The sequence below is a fragment of the Clavibacter sp. VKM Ac-2872 genome (assembly GCF_015351105.1).
GTDB lineage: Bacteria > Actinomycetota > Actinomycetes > Actinomycetales > Microbacteriaceae > Clavibacter.
Map to the genome: position 1 here is coordinate 2,136,330 of NZ_JADKRR010000001.1, position 15,181 is coordinate 2,151,510.

A 15,181-nucleotide genomic window follows, 5' to 3' on the forward strand; every position below is an offset into this window, starting at 1 on the left:
TCACCTCTCCACGCGGTCGAGTCGGACGGTCGCGAGGGCGAAGGCCGCCGCGACCACGACGAGGAAGCCGGCGATCCACCCGAGCGGGGAGGCGACGTAGTCCACGCCCGCGTCCGACTGGCCGGCCTGCGAGATGACGGCGTAGTAGCCCCACGGGATGGCGCGGCTGGCGATGGACGGGAGCAGGAGGGAGAAGACGGCGAGGAAGGCGCCCAGCATCCCGACGCCCACGCTGATGAGCTGGTTCTCCACGCGTGCCGCGAGCCAGACGTGCAGCGCGCAGAACGCCACGTCGACCAGGTAGAGCAGGAGCGTGTAGAGCGCCCAGGGCCCTACCTCGACGGGCACCCGGATCCCGGCGGCGTACCCGGCCGCGACCACGAGGAGCGACTGGATCAGCACGGCGGGGACGAGGAGCACCGCCAGGGCCACGAGCTTGGCGCGGCAGAGCTCGCCGGCCGTGCGTCCCGCGCCCGCCGCGAGGATCCACCCGCCCGCCTGGTGCTCGATGTCGGTCTGGCGGCTCGCGATCACGGCCGTGAGGATGGGCGAGGTCATCGCCGCCATGAGCGTGTACCCGAGCAGCAGCGCGGCCCAGGGGCGGGCGCCGGGATCGTCGAAGCCCGCGCGCGTGCTGCCCGCGAACTGCGACGCCGAGCTCAGGGCGGCGACGGCGACGACCATGCCGATGAGCAGCGGGAGCGAGCGCAGCCGGTGCATCTTCCGGAACTCGATCGCGACGGCGCGCCTCACAGCTGCCCCCCGCGCCCGGTGATGTCCATGAACACGTCCTCCAGGCTCTGCGGGAGCCGCCGCACCTCGTGCACGGGTACGTCGGCCGCCACGAGCCGGCGCACGATGTCGGCGGTCTCGTCCTGGGATCGGGCGGTGAGCCGGATCCCCTCCGGGATCCTGGCCGCACCCGCGACCACCGCCATGGCCAGGTCCGGCGCCGACGTCTCGATGACGAGATCGGGGATCGAGTGCTCGAACAGCTCGGCGCGCGTGCCCTGGAAGATCATCCGGCCCTCGGACAGGATGCCGAGCACGCCCGCCATCTTCTCGATCTCGTCGAGCAGGTGGCTGGAGACCATCACGGTGATGCCCTGGCCGGCCAGGTCCATGAGGAGGGAGCGGACCTCCTCGATGCCCGCCGGATCCAGCCCGTTGGTGGGCTCGTCGAGGACGAGCAGGGAGGGGTCGCGGGCGAGGGCCATGGCGATCCCGAGGCGCTGCTTCATGCCGAGCGAGTACCGGCGCACCAGCTTGTCGCGGTGCTGCGTGAGCCGCACGGTGGCGAACGCCCGCTCCACCTGCGCCTCCGCGAGCCCGAGCATGTCGCGCACGATCCGCATGTTCTCCCACCCCGTGAGGTGGCCGTAGCCCGCGGGTGCCTCGATCATGGAGCCGATGGACGGCAGGAGCCCGCCGCGGGTCGCCGGCGTCAGCCGCTGGCCGAACAGGTGGATCTCCCCCGACGTGGGCTGCGTGAGCCCGAGCAGCATCTTCATGGTCGTGGACTTGCCGGAGCCGTTGGGCCCGAGGAACCCGTACACGGACCCCTGCGGCACCGCGATGTCGAGCGCATCGACGGCGACGTGATCCCGGAACCGCTTGGTGAGCCCGCGGGTGGCGATGACGGCGCTCATCGGCGCGGGGGTGTCGTGGTCGGCATGCCCCCATCCTCGGCCGGCCGGTGCGCGGGCGCATCGTGCCGTGGGCCGGTCCCGCCCGGTCGCCTCTCCTGCGATGGGAGGAGAGGTCGGCGGGACCGCGGGACCGGTGCCTCGCGGGCTCGCGGGCTCGCGCCGGAGCGGTCAGGCGGCGAGGCCCCGCCGGTGCGCCCAGATCACCAGGTGGACGCGGTCGCGCACGGCGAGCTTGGTGAGGATGTGCCCGACGTGCGTCTTCACCGTGACCTCCGCGATGGACAGGTCGCGGGCGATCTCCGGGTTGGACGCGCCCGTGACGAGCCGCGTGAACACGACCCGCTCCCGGTCGGTCAGGACGTCGAGCGCGGCGGTGTCCGGGTCGGTCTGCGCCGCCTCCTCCGCCGCCAGCCGGTCGAGGAGGCGCTGCGTGGTGCTCATCGATGCGGCGAACGTGCCGTTGTGGACGGAGCGGATCGCGTCGACCAGCTGCACGGCGGTGCTGTCCTTCAGCAGGAAGCCCACGGCCCCGGCGCGCAGCATCCGCAGGGCGTAGGCGTCCGTGTCGTGGGTGGTGAGCCCCAGGATGCGCGTGCCCGCGGCGTGCCCGCCCGCCACGAGCCGGCGGGTCGCCTCGATGCCGTCGAGGACGGGCATGCGGACGTCCATGAGCACCACGTCCGGGCGGAGCTCGGCGACGCGCGCGACGGCCTGCTCGCCGTCCGCGCAGACCCCGACCGCGGCCATGTCCGGCTGCGCGTCCACGATGCGCGCGAATCCGTCCCGCACCAGGGACTGGTCGTCGACCACGACGACGCGGATGAGCGCGGGCGCGTCGCTCACGGGGAGCTCCCGCCGAGCGGCGCGGTCGGCCACCGCGCCTGCACGACGAACTCGTCGCCGCACGCGTACCGGGCCTGGCCGCCGTGGAGGGCGCAGCGGCGGCGGATCGCGGCGAGGCCCCGGTGCTCCTGCACGGGGCGTCCCCGCAGGTCGCGTCCCACGGCGTTGGCGACGGACACCGCGAGCGCGTCGGGCGACCACTCGACGCGGAGGCGCGCGGGGGCGCCCGCGCCGTGCCGCAACGCGTTCGTCAGGGATTCCTGCACGACCCGGTAGACGGCGGATCCCACGCCCGGCAGGAGGGGACGCGGTGTGCCCGCGTCCTGCCTCTCGATGCGGAGGCCGGAGCCGCGGAAGCCCTCGACGAGGGCGTCGACGTCGTCCCAGCCGGGGACGGGACGGACGTCGGCGTCGGCCTCCGTGGGGGCCAGGAGCCCCCGCACCTCGTGCAGGGCGGCGCGGCTGGTCTCGGAGATGGTGCGGAACATGCGGGACACCTCGGGGCTCGGCGCGGTCGCCCGGCCGCTCTCCGCCTGGACGATGACGCTGGTCAGCGTGTGCGCCAGCACGTCGTGCATGTCGTCGCTGATGCGCTCGCGCTCCTCGTAGGCGGCGATGCGCGTCCGCGCGTCCGCGTCGCGTTCGGACAGCATCGTCCGGAGCTCGGCGGTGCGCACGGCCTCGGTCCGGCGCCGCTCGAGCAGACCCGCCGCCCACGCGATCGCGAAGCTCACGGACACGAGCGCGATGACCATGCCGACGGATCCCGTGGAGCCCAGCTCCCCGCCGGTGAGGGTGCGCGCGGCGAGGACGACCACGAAGCAGGCGCCGAGGGCGAGGCCCGCGTGCCGGAACCGGTCGGCGGCGTGCGCGGACACGGAGTAGGCGGCCACCAGGAGCACCACGTCGCCCGGGAACAGCAGCGAGCTCGTCACCAGCATGTGCGCCGACGAGATCGCCGTGGCCAGCAGCGCGGCGACGACGGGCCGTGCGTGGCGCACCGCGAGCGTCAGCGCCATGAGGGAGGACCAGATCCAGTCGGGCTGGCCGAGGACGCCCATGACGGCGCACAGGACGACGGCAGCGCCCGCGACGACCCGGTCGACGTGCGCACGCGGACTCCCCCGTCGCATCACGTCCTCAGGCTAGCGGCGAGCGCACGCCCGATCGCCGGCGGAGGCCCTCCCGTCGCCCCCCCGTCCACGGGTCGTCCCGGTCGCGGCCTCCGACGATGGGGGGAGGACGCGGCCCCGGATGTCACCGGGTCGCACGATGCGCTCGGACGGACGCCGCTGAGATCGTGCTCAGGAGGGATCGCGCACGGGCTGCGCGTCGACGCCGCACCGGCCGAGGCGCGCGGATCCGCGATCCCCCGGGGCAAGTCGAACCTGTGAGGGCCCACGGGCCATCGGGATGGGTGCGGCTCGCACCACGACGGTCCGGGCCGACCGGCTGGGATCCATGCGCGACAACAGGAACACAGGTGGAACACGATGAACGACATCCTCGAGACGGAGCCTCCCGTCATGGTCAGCCCCCGGTGGGACATGCTCCTCGACGCGGGCGACGAGACCAGCCCCTCCGTCCAGACCCAGATCGACGCGGAGTTCCGTCGCGTCGTGAGCCCGTACATGGCCAGCAGCGGCTGGCTCTGCACGCTCACCATCGAATGCGGGACGTTCATCTGCGCGTGTCGCTGACGGACGCCCTCCCCGGACGGGCCGCGCTCCACGCGCGGCCCGTCCGCTGCGCGTCGGGCCCTGCCCGCCGTCCCGGGATGAGGGAGCCGACGTGACGATCACCGCGGTGGAGCTGTCGCTCCTGCAGGCGGCCCGGCTGCGCGAACGGCGCGCGGCGACGCGGGCCGATGCCCGCCCCGTCCCCGAGCTCACGCGTGCCTGGCGCGTCGACGCCCTCGTCGACGACGGGACGCACGCCGCCTACCTCGCCGGGCAGCTGCTGGACGGCGACGACCTCGTGGCGCTCCTGGCGGGCGACGCGTGGACCCCGCGGGCCGCGAGCGCGGACTGGCTCGCCCGGGTGGATCCGTGGCTCGTGCAGCCGCCGGTCTCCGCGGAGGCCTACGCGCCGGCGAACGGCCACCTCGTCGTCGAGGACACCCGCGTGGCCGGGCTCCCCTTCGCCGCCCTTCTCGGCCCCGTGGTCGGAGCGCAGCGCGCCCACCTGGACGGCCGCCCGTGGCTCTCGCCCACCGCACGCGCGGATCTCCTCGACGGCCTCGCGGAGCGCCTCGCGACCCTCGCCCTCCGGGTCCTCATCGCGGAGCTGGCCGCGGATCCCGGGCCGGACCGCTACGCCCGACTCGAGGCGCGGCTCGCCGACCCCGCGCATCGCGCCGCGTTCCTCTCCCGCCACCCGGTCCTCGCGCGCGACCTCGTCACGGCGATCGGCAGCTGGCGCGCGCATGTCGCGCGCGTCCTCGACCGCCTGCACGTCGACCACGGGGACCTCGTCCGGGTCGGCCTCGCGCCCGAGCGGCTCGACGCCCTGGAGGCCGTGGACCTGGGCTCGGGCGACCCCCATGACGGCGGGCAGTCCGTCGCCACGCTGCGCTTCTCGGACGGCCGCCGGCTCGTCTACAAGCCGCGCGACTGCCGGGTCTTCGCGCTGTACCGCGACCTCGTCGACGCGCTCGCGCCCGCCCTCCCCGCGGAGATCCGCCTGCGCGCGGCCGCCGTGCTGCCGCGCGACGGGTACGGCTGGGTCGAGTTCGTGGCGCACGCCGACGACGCCTCCGCCGCGATCCCCCTGTCCCGGCACCTCGGCCGGCTCGGCTCGCTGCTCGCCGTCGCGCACGTGCTCGGCGCATCCGACCTCCACCTCGAGAACGTCATCGCCTCCGCGGACGGTCCCGTGCCCATCGACCTGGAGACGCTGATCCAGAACCGCAGCGAGGTCGACGGCGAGGACGGGACGGCCCTGCGCCGGGCATCGCGGATGCTCAACGCGTCGGTGCTGGGCAGCGGCATCCTCCCGGTCCAGCTCACCACCGGGGAGGGCACGAGCATCGACGTGAGCGTCAGCACCGGGGGCCTGCACGACGCGGGGACCACGGCGACCGTCCACCAGGTGGTGGACGCGGCCACGGACGGCATGCGGATCGAGGCGCGCGAGATGCCGGTCGGCCGGTCGCGCAACCAGCCGCCGGGGGCGACGCTCGCGCGCATCCGCTCCGGTCGCGCCGCCCTCGCGGACGGGTACGCGCGCACGTTCCGCGCCGTCATCGAGCTCCGGGCGGAGGTCCGCGCGATCCTGTCGGCCGCGCCGGACATGTCGTCGCGGCACATCGTGCGCGCCACCCGCTCCTACTCCCTGCTCCTCACGGAGATGCGCCGACCCCGCCCGCTCCGCAGCGGCATCGACCGCGACCACCTCCTCCGCCACCTCTGGACGCGCATCGAGGACCACCCCGCCGATGCCGCGCTGATCGAGGCGGAGGAGCGTGCCCTGTGGCGGCTCGACGTGCCCCTGTTCTCCACGCGCATGGATGCGCGCGCGCTGATCGCCGACGATCGGGAGGTCGCGCCCGGGCGCTTCGCGCGGACCACGCGTGAGGACGTGCTCGACCGGCTCGCCGGGCTCACCCTCGACGACCTCCCCGAGTCGCTCCGGCTGATCGACGAGTCCGTGCTGGCGGCGACCGCGACGCCCGACGGGGACGACGACCGTGACGCCGCGACCGGACGGCAGGCCGCGGACGCCGCCGCGTCACCCGCCCGCGCACCGCGCATGGACGACGACGCCCTGCGGGAGGCGGCACGCGGCCAGGCCCGCCTCCTCCTCGACTCCGCCGTCCTCGGTCGGGACGACGCCACGTGGATCGGCCTCAGCAGCAGCCTCGACAGCAGCGGCCTCGAGTACCGCCCCGCGGGACCCACCCTGTACGACGGGCTGGCGGGGATCGCGTTCGCCGCGACCCACGCGCACGGCGTGCTGCCCGACCTCGGGCTCGACGACCTGGCCGGCCGGGCGATGCACGCGGTCACGGCGATCCTCGACGACTGGACGCGGGGCCTCATTGACCTCCCGGTGGGCGCCTACAGCGGCGCCGCCGGGCTGCTCTTCGCGCTCGCGCACCACGACGCACGGGTCGGCGACGACGCGCACCGCGACCTCCGGGCGGCGGCCGTCCGACGGCTCGGCGAGGTCGCCCACGAGGACACGCACCTGGACGTGATGGCGGGCGTCGCCGGGGCGTGCGCTGTGGTCGCGGGGCTGCCCGAGGGGGCGACCGAGGGCGGCCGCGCGACGCTGCGAGCGCTGGTCGGACGCCTGATGAGCACGGCGGTCGAGGTGGACGGCGGCGCCCTCGTCTGGGAGACCGGGGCCGAGCGGGCGCGGTTGGGCGGGTTCTCGCACGGCGCATCCGGCGTCGGCTGGGCGCTCGCCCGCACCGCCGGCGTGCTGGACGACGAGGCGATCGCCGATGCGGCCGTGCGCGCCCTGCGCTTCGACGACGCGCTGTTCGACCCGTCCCGCCGCCGCTGGCGCGACGCGAGACCGGAGGCGCGATCCGCGACCGGATCCTTCCCCGCGCACTGGTGCCACGGCACCGCCGGGATCGCGATGGCCCGCGCGGACGCGGCCGCGGCGCTCCGCAGAACGGATCTCCTCGAGCTGGCTCTCGTCGGCGCCCGGGAGACGGCGTCCGACGCGCTCCCCTCCGACGATTCCCTGTGCCACGGGACGCTCGGCAACCTCATCGCGGTGCGCGGGGTGACCCGGCGGATCGGCGGCGAGGCCGGGCTCGCGGAGTACCGCGACCGCGCGCTGCGACGCGTCCTCCGCGCCGGCCCACGCAGCGGTCTGCCCGAAGGGGTGACCAGCGTGCGGGGCCTCATGCTCGGCACGGCCGGCGCGCTCTACGCGCTGTGCCGGGAGCTCGACCCCGGGATCCCGGACGCGCTGCTGCTGGAGGGGCCGCGCTGACGGTCGTCGACGGGGTTCGCGCGGGGTGGCCCGGGCGGCCGTCGTGGGGCCGCCCGGGGACGGGTCACATCGTGTTCCAGTGGTTCTTCCCGTTGGCGTCGGGGCCGTGCCCGCCGCACTTGTAGCTGCGACCGTTGGCCGCCTGGGCGACGGTGCCGACGTCGGCGTTGGAGCAGAAGGCGCCGGGCTTGATGAGCCCGGTCTGCTGCGCCGGCGCGGGTGCCGGGGCCGCGGGAGCCGGTGCGGGAGCGGGCGCGACGGGCGCCGGAGCGGGAGCCGCGGGCTGCGGCGCGGGCGCAACCGTCGGCGCGACCGTGGGCTCGGGCGTCGGGGTCGGCGCGGGCGCGAGCAGCGTGAGCAGCGTGAGCGTCACAGTGGATCCGGCGTCGACGCGCGATCCCGCGACCGGGCTCTGCGACACCACGGTCATGCCGTCGGTGACGCTCGGCACCCCGCCGGACTCGAGCACGTACTGGACGACGTAGCCGGCCTCGCGCAGGAGCGCGCGGGCGTCCGTCGCGGACTTCGCGCTGACGTCCTCGACGACGTGGACCACCGGGGTCGGGGTCGCCGACGGCGTCGGGGTGGAGGTCGGCGTCGGCGAGGCGCTCGCGCTGATCGCGTCCACCTGACGCGGACCCGACGTCGAGGCGGCCACGGGCACGACGGCGCCCATGACGAGGAGCAGGATCGCCCCGGCCGCGGTCGCGCTGCTGCGCGGGCGGGTGGCGAGGGCGGGGATCCAGCTGCGGCGGCCGGTGAGCAGCGGATACAGGCCCGTCGCCAGGGCGACCAGCCCGAGGGAGACGAACATGCCGCCGAATCCGCCCATGGCCGTGATGATCAGCACGGCCAGCGCGACGACGGACGTGACGACCCACGTCGTGGCGGGGTGCCGGCTCGGCCGGGTGTCGGCGATGACGGGAGCCACCGCCTTCGGCGCGACCTGCGCCGTCGGGGCGGGCCATGCCGCTGCCGCAACGGGGATCGCGGCGGTCGCCGCCGCGCGCTCGGCCTTGGCCCGCGCGGCCGCCTCGCGCTCCGCGGCCTTGGCCTGCATCGCCGCCTCCCGCTGCGCGACCTTCGCGGCCCGCTGCTGCTCGGCGACGGCTGCGCGCTCGGCCTGGATCCGCGCGGCATCCGCGGCGCGAGCGGCCTTCGCCTGTTCGGCCTGCTGCGTGGCGGCGACGGCGGCCAGCGCCGCGGCGCTCGGCGCCTGCGCCTGGGGTGCGGCGGGCTGGACCATCGGGGCGACGTGCTGCGTCCACACGGCGCCGTCCCAGTAGCGGAGCTGGCCGGATCCGTCGGGGAACCAGCCGGCGGGAGCGGCGGAGGGGACGTCGGACATGGTGCTCCTCGGGTGCGTGCCGCGGCGAAGGGGTAGGCGGCAGGTGGTGCCGTCGAGTGACGACGCCTGAGGCTATGAGCGCGCTCCCACGGGCGTAAGCCCTCGTGTGGGGGTGAATGGGGGGGGCGGGACTACTGGGATCCGTCGGCCCGACGGGCCACGTCTGGATCCATCGCATCAAAGCCCTCGTCCGCGCCCGGTCGACCTCCGCCAGGATCCGATCTGCCGTCTCCTGCGGCGACTCGTGTTCCCAAAAACGCAGGACGATCCGTGAGGAGACGCCGAGGGGCGATCGCGTCCGTGAGGCTTTCGCGACTTTGCTTGAGCATCAGGATCCACTAATCAGCAGCCGCGTTCAGCGCGCCCAGTACTCCCGCGCCGACGTATCTGACGCATCCGCGACCGAGTCAGCTAGGCGCCGCCGGGTGAACGCGATACGGTGCGGTCATGTCGATTGATGTGCTACTCGGGCGCTCTACCGTTCCGATCGACGAGGCGGTGTTCCGTGCCTTGCTCGATAACTCTGTCGCCGGAACGTACGCTGACTATTCCTACGCACTGGAGCGCGGAAATATACGTTTTACCACATTGGTAAAGTTGGCACGCAAAGGTGAGATACCGTATTCATTGTTCTTTGCGCCTCTTCCCGTAGTGGAGGCACAAGTCGGCGCAAAAACGGAAAAACTACTGGCCGGCACGAGTAAGAAAACATTTTCCCTAGGGTCAAGAAGCCGCGTAGAATTACGAGACATCGAGCTTATCATTAAAGACCTACTGCGCAAGCAGGAGTTACTAAAGCGGCACGACCAGAGCCTTGTTGAAAACCGCGTCGTAGGAATTTTACACAAGCCCGGCGCCACGCCGGATGCGGACGCGAACAAGTTAATGGCAGCAATAGACCTACGCCCGCAAGACTTGCGTAAGTGTCGCACGAAAGAGAAGGCGCTCGATCTAATGATCGAGCGGTTGGAAGCGAAGCAGATCCTTGTGTCGCGGAGCGTCCAACACTATATGCCTCAACGCCTGACGCACGTGGAGTTCAGCGGAATGACGATTCGCGATAAGATAGTACCGTTCATTTTTCTGGCCGGTGGTGAACATAACGACTACCAGGAACCAGTCGGTAGGACCATTTTTACCCTTGCACTGATGACAGTACTTATCGGTCGCAGAATCTTCGCCCCAATGACTTGGGATGGGGCAAGCGTGGGAACCGAAGTCGGAAGAGAGTACGACATCGCCGGGGCGATGCTTATGCCTCGCGACCAGATGAAGGAGCTCGCGCCGACCTCCCTAGAAGACATGAAAGCAATTTCAAGCGAATTTAAAGTCACGGCCAGCGCGGTCACGGTCCGCGCGATGCGCCTTTCCCTCATCACAGGAGAGACCGCCACCGCATATCTCGACGATTTGCGACTCGATTACAACCAGAACAAGCAGTCAAAGCCCATGAATCAGCCACTGCCGGAGAACGCTATCAGAAAGTATAATGGTAATGAACTCACTAAGCGAATGCTCGATGCGCTGAGTAGCAACAGCATCTCAACTAGTGACTTCTGCCGCTCTGTCTGCTTAAACCGCATCAAGCCAACGCAGATAGATGACCTGAGAAGGGCGCTGTCGTGAACATGTTCGGAACCCGCTATGTCATTGACACGAACGCGCTTATCCAAATGGGGCGAGAGCGCCGCGAAAGTAATTTTTTCAGCCTGAACGCAGTCATTCCAAGCGAGGTACTGCATGAGGCCGAAGGGTTCCCCGACTACGCGCAACTCCTTACTTTCGACTTCGCAACAACTCCGAGGGTCCTTGAATACTTGACTGACGTAATGAATACGATTCACGCCGAAGATACAAGTCTCGTCGACCTCTACAAGAACCTTGGTGGCGCAGATCCGCTCGTGGTGGCGTGTGCGCTTACTGGGAAGGAAATCGACAGCCAGTATCTGGATGCGCCCAAGTGGGTCATTGTCACGGGGGACGAAGCGGTATCGGCGAAGGCTCGCGAATTTAATCTCGACGTTGTCGACGTTACCACCTTCGCAGCACTTATCGATGAGGCGCAGGCAACGGCAACGGCAACGGCAACGGCAACGGCAACGGCAACGGCAACGGCAACGGCAACGGCAACCTTCGATCGCGACTGACGCTAGCTATGATGACAAAATCGCCTCACGCTCTCCGCAGGTTGCATGGCAGCAGACCTCGCTCTCGTTGCATCTCCTGTGAGGAAATGTGCAAGATCACGCTATGGACGCTTGTCGACGGAACGCAATAGCTCGCGGATACCTCTCAAGGCCTAAGAAGCACCGAAGACCGCCTCAGCAGAGTCAAGACAGCAGTGAAACTCGGGGAAGCACGCGATTCAGGTCGGTGCGTCGACCATGGAGTTCACCGCAACGATGCCTGCGTACATACGACGAATGCCCCGGCCGGACCCATCAGGTCCTTCCGAGGCATGTCCGTCGGGCTGACAGGATTTGAACCTGCGACCCCTTGACCCCCAGTCAAGTGCGCTACCAAGCTGCGCCACAGCCCGCTGTCCCATCGCTGGGCAACTCGTAGAGCCTACCGCATCGGCAGCACTGCTCCGGCACGCGCGGGGCCCCGGATCAGGCCGGCGCACCGCCCGGGCGACCCGGAGCTGACGGGTCAGGCGCACCGGGAGCAGCCACCCGCCCCGGCTTCGGGAACGCGTCCCGCATGTGGTCGCTCCGCAGGATGTCCGCTACCCCGATCAGCAGCAGCGAGAACACGATCTGCTCGATGACCATCCAGAGCGGGTACAGGCCCGGGATCGCGGCGACCACCAGGGTCACGATGGGGAAGATCTGGCTGAAGAGGCGCAGGCGCGAGTACGCCCACCAGTAGCCGGCCGAGGCGCGCCAGGCGAAGTAGTAGAGCGTGATGGTCATCGCGAGCACCACGAAGGAGCGGAACCACACGGCGGGCGCGATCGCGATGCCGTCGGAGGCGAGGGTCAGGGCGATGGCCACGGCGGTCGCGCCGACGGCGGTCTCGGCGATGAGGATCCACCGGATCCAGCGGAACGCCCGCGTCGTCCACGGGTGGTCGCGCATGTCCTCCGCGATGACGTGGCCCGCCTGGCGTCCGGCGGCGATCCGATCGAGGCGGCTGAGCAGCTGGTCCACCGGTGCGATCCTCCGTGTCTCGTGAGCGGGCGTCGGATGCGCCCGCATCAGGGTACGGCGTGACGCCTGGAGCCAGCCGCGAACACGGGGAGCGGCGCGATCCGGACAGGCGACGCGGGCACCCGCCCGCGGCCGGCGGATCCCCCGCATGACACCCCGTGACGCCCCGCGTCGTCACGCGGGGCAACCGCGCGTCACACCCCTCGCCAGCCCGCGCAGCACGCCCCTACCGTGGCCCCACCGCGAGGCGCGGCACCGGTCGCGCCCCCTTCACGAGAGGTACAGGACATGACCCTGATCGACCGCGAGCCCCGACCCGCATCCGGCTCCCCCACGCCCGCCCGCGGCACCGCACCCGCGAAGACGGACCGCCCGCGCCCCGCTCCCCTCGGCGACGCGCCCGTCGACCGCTGGAAGGGCGCGCCCCGTCCCACCACGCCGGCCGCGTGGATCGCCCGCGCCCGCGAGGTCGCCGACATCCTCGCCGTCGACCAGGTCGAGCGCGACCGCGCCGGAGCGAGCCCGCACCAGGAGGTGGCGCTCCTCAAGCACGCCGGCCTCGTCACGCTGCTCGGACCCGCGGAGCACGGCGGCGGCGGCCAGACCTGGGACACCGCGTACAAGGTGATCCGCGCGGTCGCCCGCGGCGACGGATCCATCGGCCAGCTCCTCGGCTACCACTACCTCTGGGCGTGGGCCGCGCGGCTCGTCGGCACCGATGCGCAGATCGAGGCGGTCGAGAAGCTCGCCACGACCGGGAACCTGCTCTTCGGCGGCGCCGTGAACCCGCGCGACTCCGACCTCGTCATCCGCGAGGACGGCGACGACCTGATCTTCTCCGGCCGCAAGTCGTTCTCGACGGGCGGCGTCGTCTCCGACCTCACGGTGCTGGAGGGCGTGATCGAGGGCACCGACACGCACGTGTTCGCGATCGTGCCGACGGACCAGCCGGGCATCGTGTTCGGCCACGACTGGGACAGCCTCGGGCAGCGGCTCACGGAGTCCGGCTCGGTGGAGATCCGCGACGTGCGGGTGCCGTGGACCGATGCGGCCGGGTTCGTCGACAAGGTCTTCCAGCCGCTCGTCTACGGCACGCTCAACGTGCCCGCGATCCAGCTGGTGTTCGCGAACTTCTACCAGGGCATCGCGGAGGGCGCGCTCGAGACGGCCGCCGCGTACACGCGCAGCACCACCCGAGCCTGGCCGTACGGCGGCGACGACAAGGAGCGCGCGACCGACGAGTGGTACGTCCTCGAGGGCTACGGGCAGCTGCAGTCGAAGCTGTGGGCCTCGGAGGCGCTGCTGGATCGGGTGGGCGCCGAGATCAGCGCCGTGCTGCACGCGCCGCGCGAGAAGCTCACGGAGCGGAAGCGCGGCGAGATCGCCGTGCGCGTCGCGGCGGCCAAGGCGCGCATCGCGGAGGACGGGCTGGAGGTCGGCACGCGGATCCTCGAGCTCACGGGTGCGCGCGCCTCCTCCTCGAAGGCCGGGCTCGACATCTTCTGGCGGAACCTCCGCACGCACACGCTGCACGACCCGATCCCCTACAAGCGCCGCGAGGTGGGCCGGCACGTGCTGCTCGGCGAGATCCCGGAGCCGACCTGGTACACGTGATCCGCATCCAGCCCCCGACGACGGACGGCGCCGACCCCCAAGAGGGATCGACGCCGTCCGTCGTGCTGCGAGCCGAGGCCCGCGGAAGCCGACTAGCGCTTCCGCTTCTCCCGCACGCGCATGTTGACGATGATCGGGCTGCCCTCGAAGCCGTAGATCTCGCGCAGGCGACGCTGGATGTAGCGGCGGTACTGCGGGTCGAGGTACCCGGTCGTGAAGAGCACGAATGTCGGCGGCCGGCTCGAGGCCTGCGTGCCGAACAGGATGCGCGGCTGCTTGCCGCCGCGCACGGGGTGCGGGTGGGCGGCCGTGAGCTCGGCGAGGAACGCGTTGAACTTGCCCGTCGCGATGCGGGTGTCCCACGACTCCAGCGCCGTCTCGAGCGCCGGCACGAGCTTCTCCATGTGGCGGCCGGTGCGGGCCGAGATGTTGACGCGCGGCGCCCACGACACGTGCGCGAGGTCCGTCTCGATCTCGCGCTCGAGGTAGCGGCGGCGCTCGTCGTCGAGGAGGTCCCACTTGTTGAACGCGAGCACGAGCGCGCGGCCCGACTCGAGCACCAGCTCGATGATGCGGATGTCCTGCTCGCTGATGACCTCGGAGACGTCGATCATGACGACCGCGACCTCCGCCTTCTCCAGCGCGGCGCTCGTGCGGAGCGACGCGTAGAAGTCGGCGCCCTGGGCGAGGTGCATGCGGCGGCGGATGCCGGCGGTGTCGACGAAGCGCCACACCTTGCCGGCGATCTCGACCTGCTCGTCGACGGGATCACGCGTGGTGCCGGCGAGCTCGTTGACGACCACGCGCTCCTCGCCCGCGGCCTTGTTGAGCAGGCTCGACTTGCCGACGTTCGGGCGGCCGAGGATGGCGACGCGGCGGGGTCCGCCGACCTCCTCCTTGGCGACCTTGGAGACGAGCGGCAGGGTCTTCAGCACGAGGTCGAGCAGGTCGGCCACGCCGCGGCCGTGCAGCGCGGAGACGGGGTGCGGCTCGCCGAGGCCGAGCGACCACAGCGAGGCGGCGTTCGGCTCCTGGCGCGCGTCGTCGACCTTGTTGGCCGCGAGGATCACCGTCTTCTTGGTCTTGCGGAGCAGGCGGACGACGTGCTCGTCCGTGCTCGTGGCGCCCACGTTGGCGTCGACGACGAAGAGCACGGCGTCGGCGAGGTCCATCGCGATCTCGGCCTGCATGGCCACGGACGCGTTGATGCCCTTCGCGTCGGGCTCCCAGCCGCCGGTGTCGACCAGCGTGAACCAGCGGCCCGCGTACTCGGCCTTGTAGGAGACCCGGTCGCGCGTGACGCCGGGGGTGTCCTCGACCACGGCCTCGCGGCGGCCGAGGATGCGGTTGATGAGCGCCGACTTGCCGACGTTCGGGCGGCCGACGACCGCGAGCACGGGCAGCGCCGGCAGGTACGTGACCTGGTCGGGGTCGTCCGTGGCCGACTCGAGGACCTCGAGGTCCTCGTCGTCCAGCTCGTAGTCCTCGAGCCCGGCGCGGAGCGTCTGCGCGCGCTGTGCGGCCAGCTCCTCGTCGATGCTCGACAGGCGCTCGTGGAGCCCGCTGTCGAGCTCGGGGAAGTCGTCGTCGTGATCAGCCATGTTGTTCCTCTGGCGTGTCGGCCC

The 15,181-nt window shown here is 71.5% G+C and carries 12 protein-coding genes and 1 tRNA gene; 5 read left to right on the top strand and 8 right to left on the bottom strand.

Annotated elements, in window-relative coordinates; all coding sequences use genetic code 11:
- The 4 genes from ITJ40_RS10065 to ITJ40_RS17445 form a co-directional block, all read right to left on the bottom strand.
- The gene (locus tag ITJ40_RS10065; protein ID WP_194666864.1) at positions 1-753 is read right to left on the bottom strand and encodes an ABC transporter permease; all 753 of its coding nucleotides are present in this window, start codon (positions 751-753) and stop codon (positions 1-3) included.
- On the bottom strand, positions 750-1,649 hold the full coding sequence (locus ITJ40_RS10070) for an ABC transporter ATP-binding protein (protein WP_194666865.1): 900 nt from the start codon (positions 1,647-1,649) through the stop codon (positions 750-752). The genes ITJ40_RS10065 and ITJ40_RS10070 overlap by 4 nt, the downstream gene beginning before the upstream one ends.
- 168 nt (positions 1,650-1,817) lie before the next feature.
- Positions 1,818-2,492: a response regulator transcription factor gene (locus tag ITJ40_RS10075; protein ID WP_194666866.1), complete on the bottom strand. Its 675-nt coding sequence runs from the start codon at positions 2,490-2,492 to the stop codon at positions 1,818-1,820.
- Positions 2,489-3,625: a histidine kinase gene (locus ITJ40_RS17445; RefSeq protein WP_228512320.1), complete on the bottom strand. Its 1,137-nt coding sequence runs from the start codon at positions 3,623-3,625 to the stop codon at positions 2,489-2,491. The genes ITJ40_RS10075 and ITJ40_RS17445 overlap by 4 nt, the downstream gene beginning before the upstream one ends.
- A gap of 360 nt (positions 3,626-3,985) precedes the next feature.
- Between ITJ40_RS17445 and ITJ40_RS10085 the strand changes: the two genes are divergently transcribed.
- Together ITJ40_RS10085 and ITJ40_RS10090 are read left to right on the top strand one after the other, a co-directional pair.
- A complete protein-coding gene (locus tag ITJ40_RS10085; RefSeq protein WP_194666868.1) occupies positions 3,986-4,192 on the top strand; it encodes a hypothetical protein in 207 nt (68 codons plus the stop codon).
- A 91-nt stretch (positions 4,193-4,283) separates the two neighbouring features.
- A complete protein-coding gene (locus ITJ40_RS10090; protein WP_194666869.1) occupies positions 4,284-7,442 on the top strand; it encodes a type 2 lanthipeptide synthetase LanM family protein in 3,159 nt (1,052 codons plus the stop codon).
- A 64-nt stretch (positions 7,443-7,506) separates the two neighbouring features.
- On the opposite strand, the gene ITJ40_RS10095 is transcribed toward ITJ40_RS10090, so the two are convergent.
- Complete coding sequence (locus ITJ40_RS10095) at positions 7,507-8,790, bottom strand: PASTA domain-containing protein (RefSeq protein ID WP_194666870.1); 1,284 nt, start codon at positions 8,788-8,790, stop codon at positions 7,507-7,509.
- Between the two features lie 447 nt (positions 8,791-9,237).
- Between ITJ40_RS10095 and ITJ40_RS10100 the strand changes: the two genes are divergently transcribed.
- Both ITJ40_RS10100 and ITJ40_RS10105 read left to right on the top strand, forming a co-directional pair.
- A complete protein-coding gene (locus ITJ40_RS10100; RefSeq protein WP_194666871.1) occupies positions 9,238-10,416 on the top strand; it encodes a hypothetical protein in 1,179 nt (392 codons plus the stop codon).
- A 2-nt stretch (positions 10,417-10,418) separates the two neighbouring features.
- Positions 10,419-10,937: a PIN domain-containing protein gene (locus ITJ40_RS10105; RefSeq protein ID WP_228512322.1), complete on the top strand. Its 519-nt coding sequence runs from the start codon at positions 10,419-10,421 to the stop codon at positions 10,935-10,937.
- 318 nt (positions 10,938-11,255) lie between these two features.
- Here the strand turns inward: ITJ40_RS10105 and ITJ40_RS10110 are convergent.
- Positions 11,256-11,329 (bottom strand) — tRNA-Pro (locus ITJ40_RS10110).
- Positions 11,330-11,402: 73 nt separating this feature from the next.
- Positions 11,403-11,942, bottom strand: coding sequence for a hypothetical protein (locus tag ITJ40_RS10115; protein ID WP_194666873.1), 540 nt, complete (start codon positions 11,940-11,942; stop codon positions 11,403-11,405).
- A 288-nt stretch (positions 11,943-12,230) separates the two neighbouring features.
- Here ITJ40_RS10115 and ITJ40_RS10120 point away from each other — a divergent pair, with 288 nt between their 5' ends.
- Positions 12,231-13,556, top strand: coding sequence for an acyl-CoA dehydrogenase family protein (locus ITJ40_RS10120; protein ID WP_228511911.1), 1,326 nt, complete (start codon positions 12,231-12,233; stop codon positions 13,554-13,556).
- Positions 13,557-13,648: 92 nt separating this feature from the next.
- On the opposite strand, the gene der is transcribed toward ITJ40_RS10120, so the two are convergent.
- Positions 13,649-15,157: a ribosome biogenesis GTPase Der gene (gene der / locus ITJ40_RS10125; RefSeq protein ID WP_194666874.1), complete on the bottom strand. Its 1,509-nt coding sequence runs from the start codon at positions 15,155-15,157 to the stop codon at positions 13,649-13,651.
- Between the last annotated feature and the right edge of the window lie 24 nt (positions 15,158-15,181).

Coding starts and splice junctions, on each gene's coding strand:
- ITJ40_RS10085 (WP_194666868.1), top strand. CDS start 3,986: ATGAACGACATCCTCGAGACGGAGCCTCCCGTCATGGTCAGCCCCCGG.
- der (WP_194666874.1), bottom strand. CDS start 15,157: ATGGCTGATCACGACGACGACTTCCCCGAGCTCGACAGCGGGCTCCAC.
- ITJ40_RS10120 (WP_228511911.1), top strand. CDS start 12,231: ATGACCCTGATCGACCGCGAGCCCCGACCCGCATCCGGCTCCCCCACG.
- ITJ40_RS10070 (WP_194666865.1), bottom strand. CDS start 1,649: ATGAGCGCCGTCATCGCCACCCGCGGGCTCACCAAGCGGTTCCGGGAT.
- ITJ40_RS17445 (WP_228512320.1), bottom strand. CDS start 3,625: ATGCGACGGGGGAGTCCGCGTGCGCACGTCGACCGGGTCGTCGCGGGC.
- ITJ40_RS10105 (WP_228512322.1), top strand. CDS start 10,419: ATGTTCGGAACCCGCTATGTCATTGACACGAACGCGCTTATCCAAATG.
- ITJ40_RS10100 (WP_194666871.1), top strand. CDS start 9,238: ATGTCGATTGATGTGCTACTCGGGCGCTCTACCGTTCCGATCGACGAG.
- ITJ40_RS10095 (WP_194666870.1), bottom strand. CDS start 8,790: ATGTCCGACGTCCCCTCCGCCGCTCCCGCCGGCTGGTTCCCCGACGGA.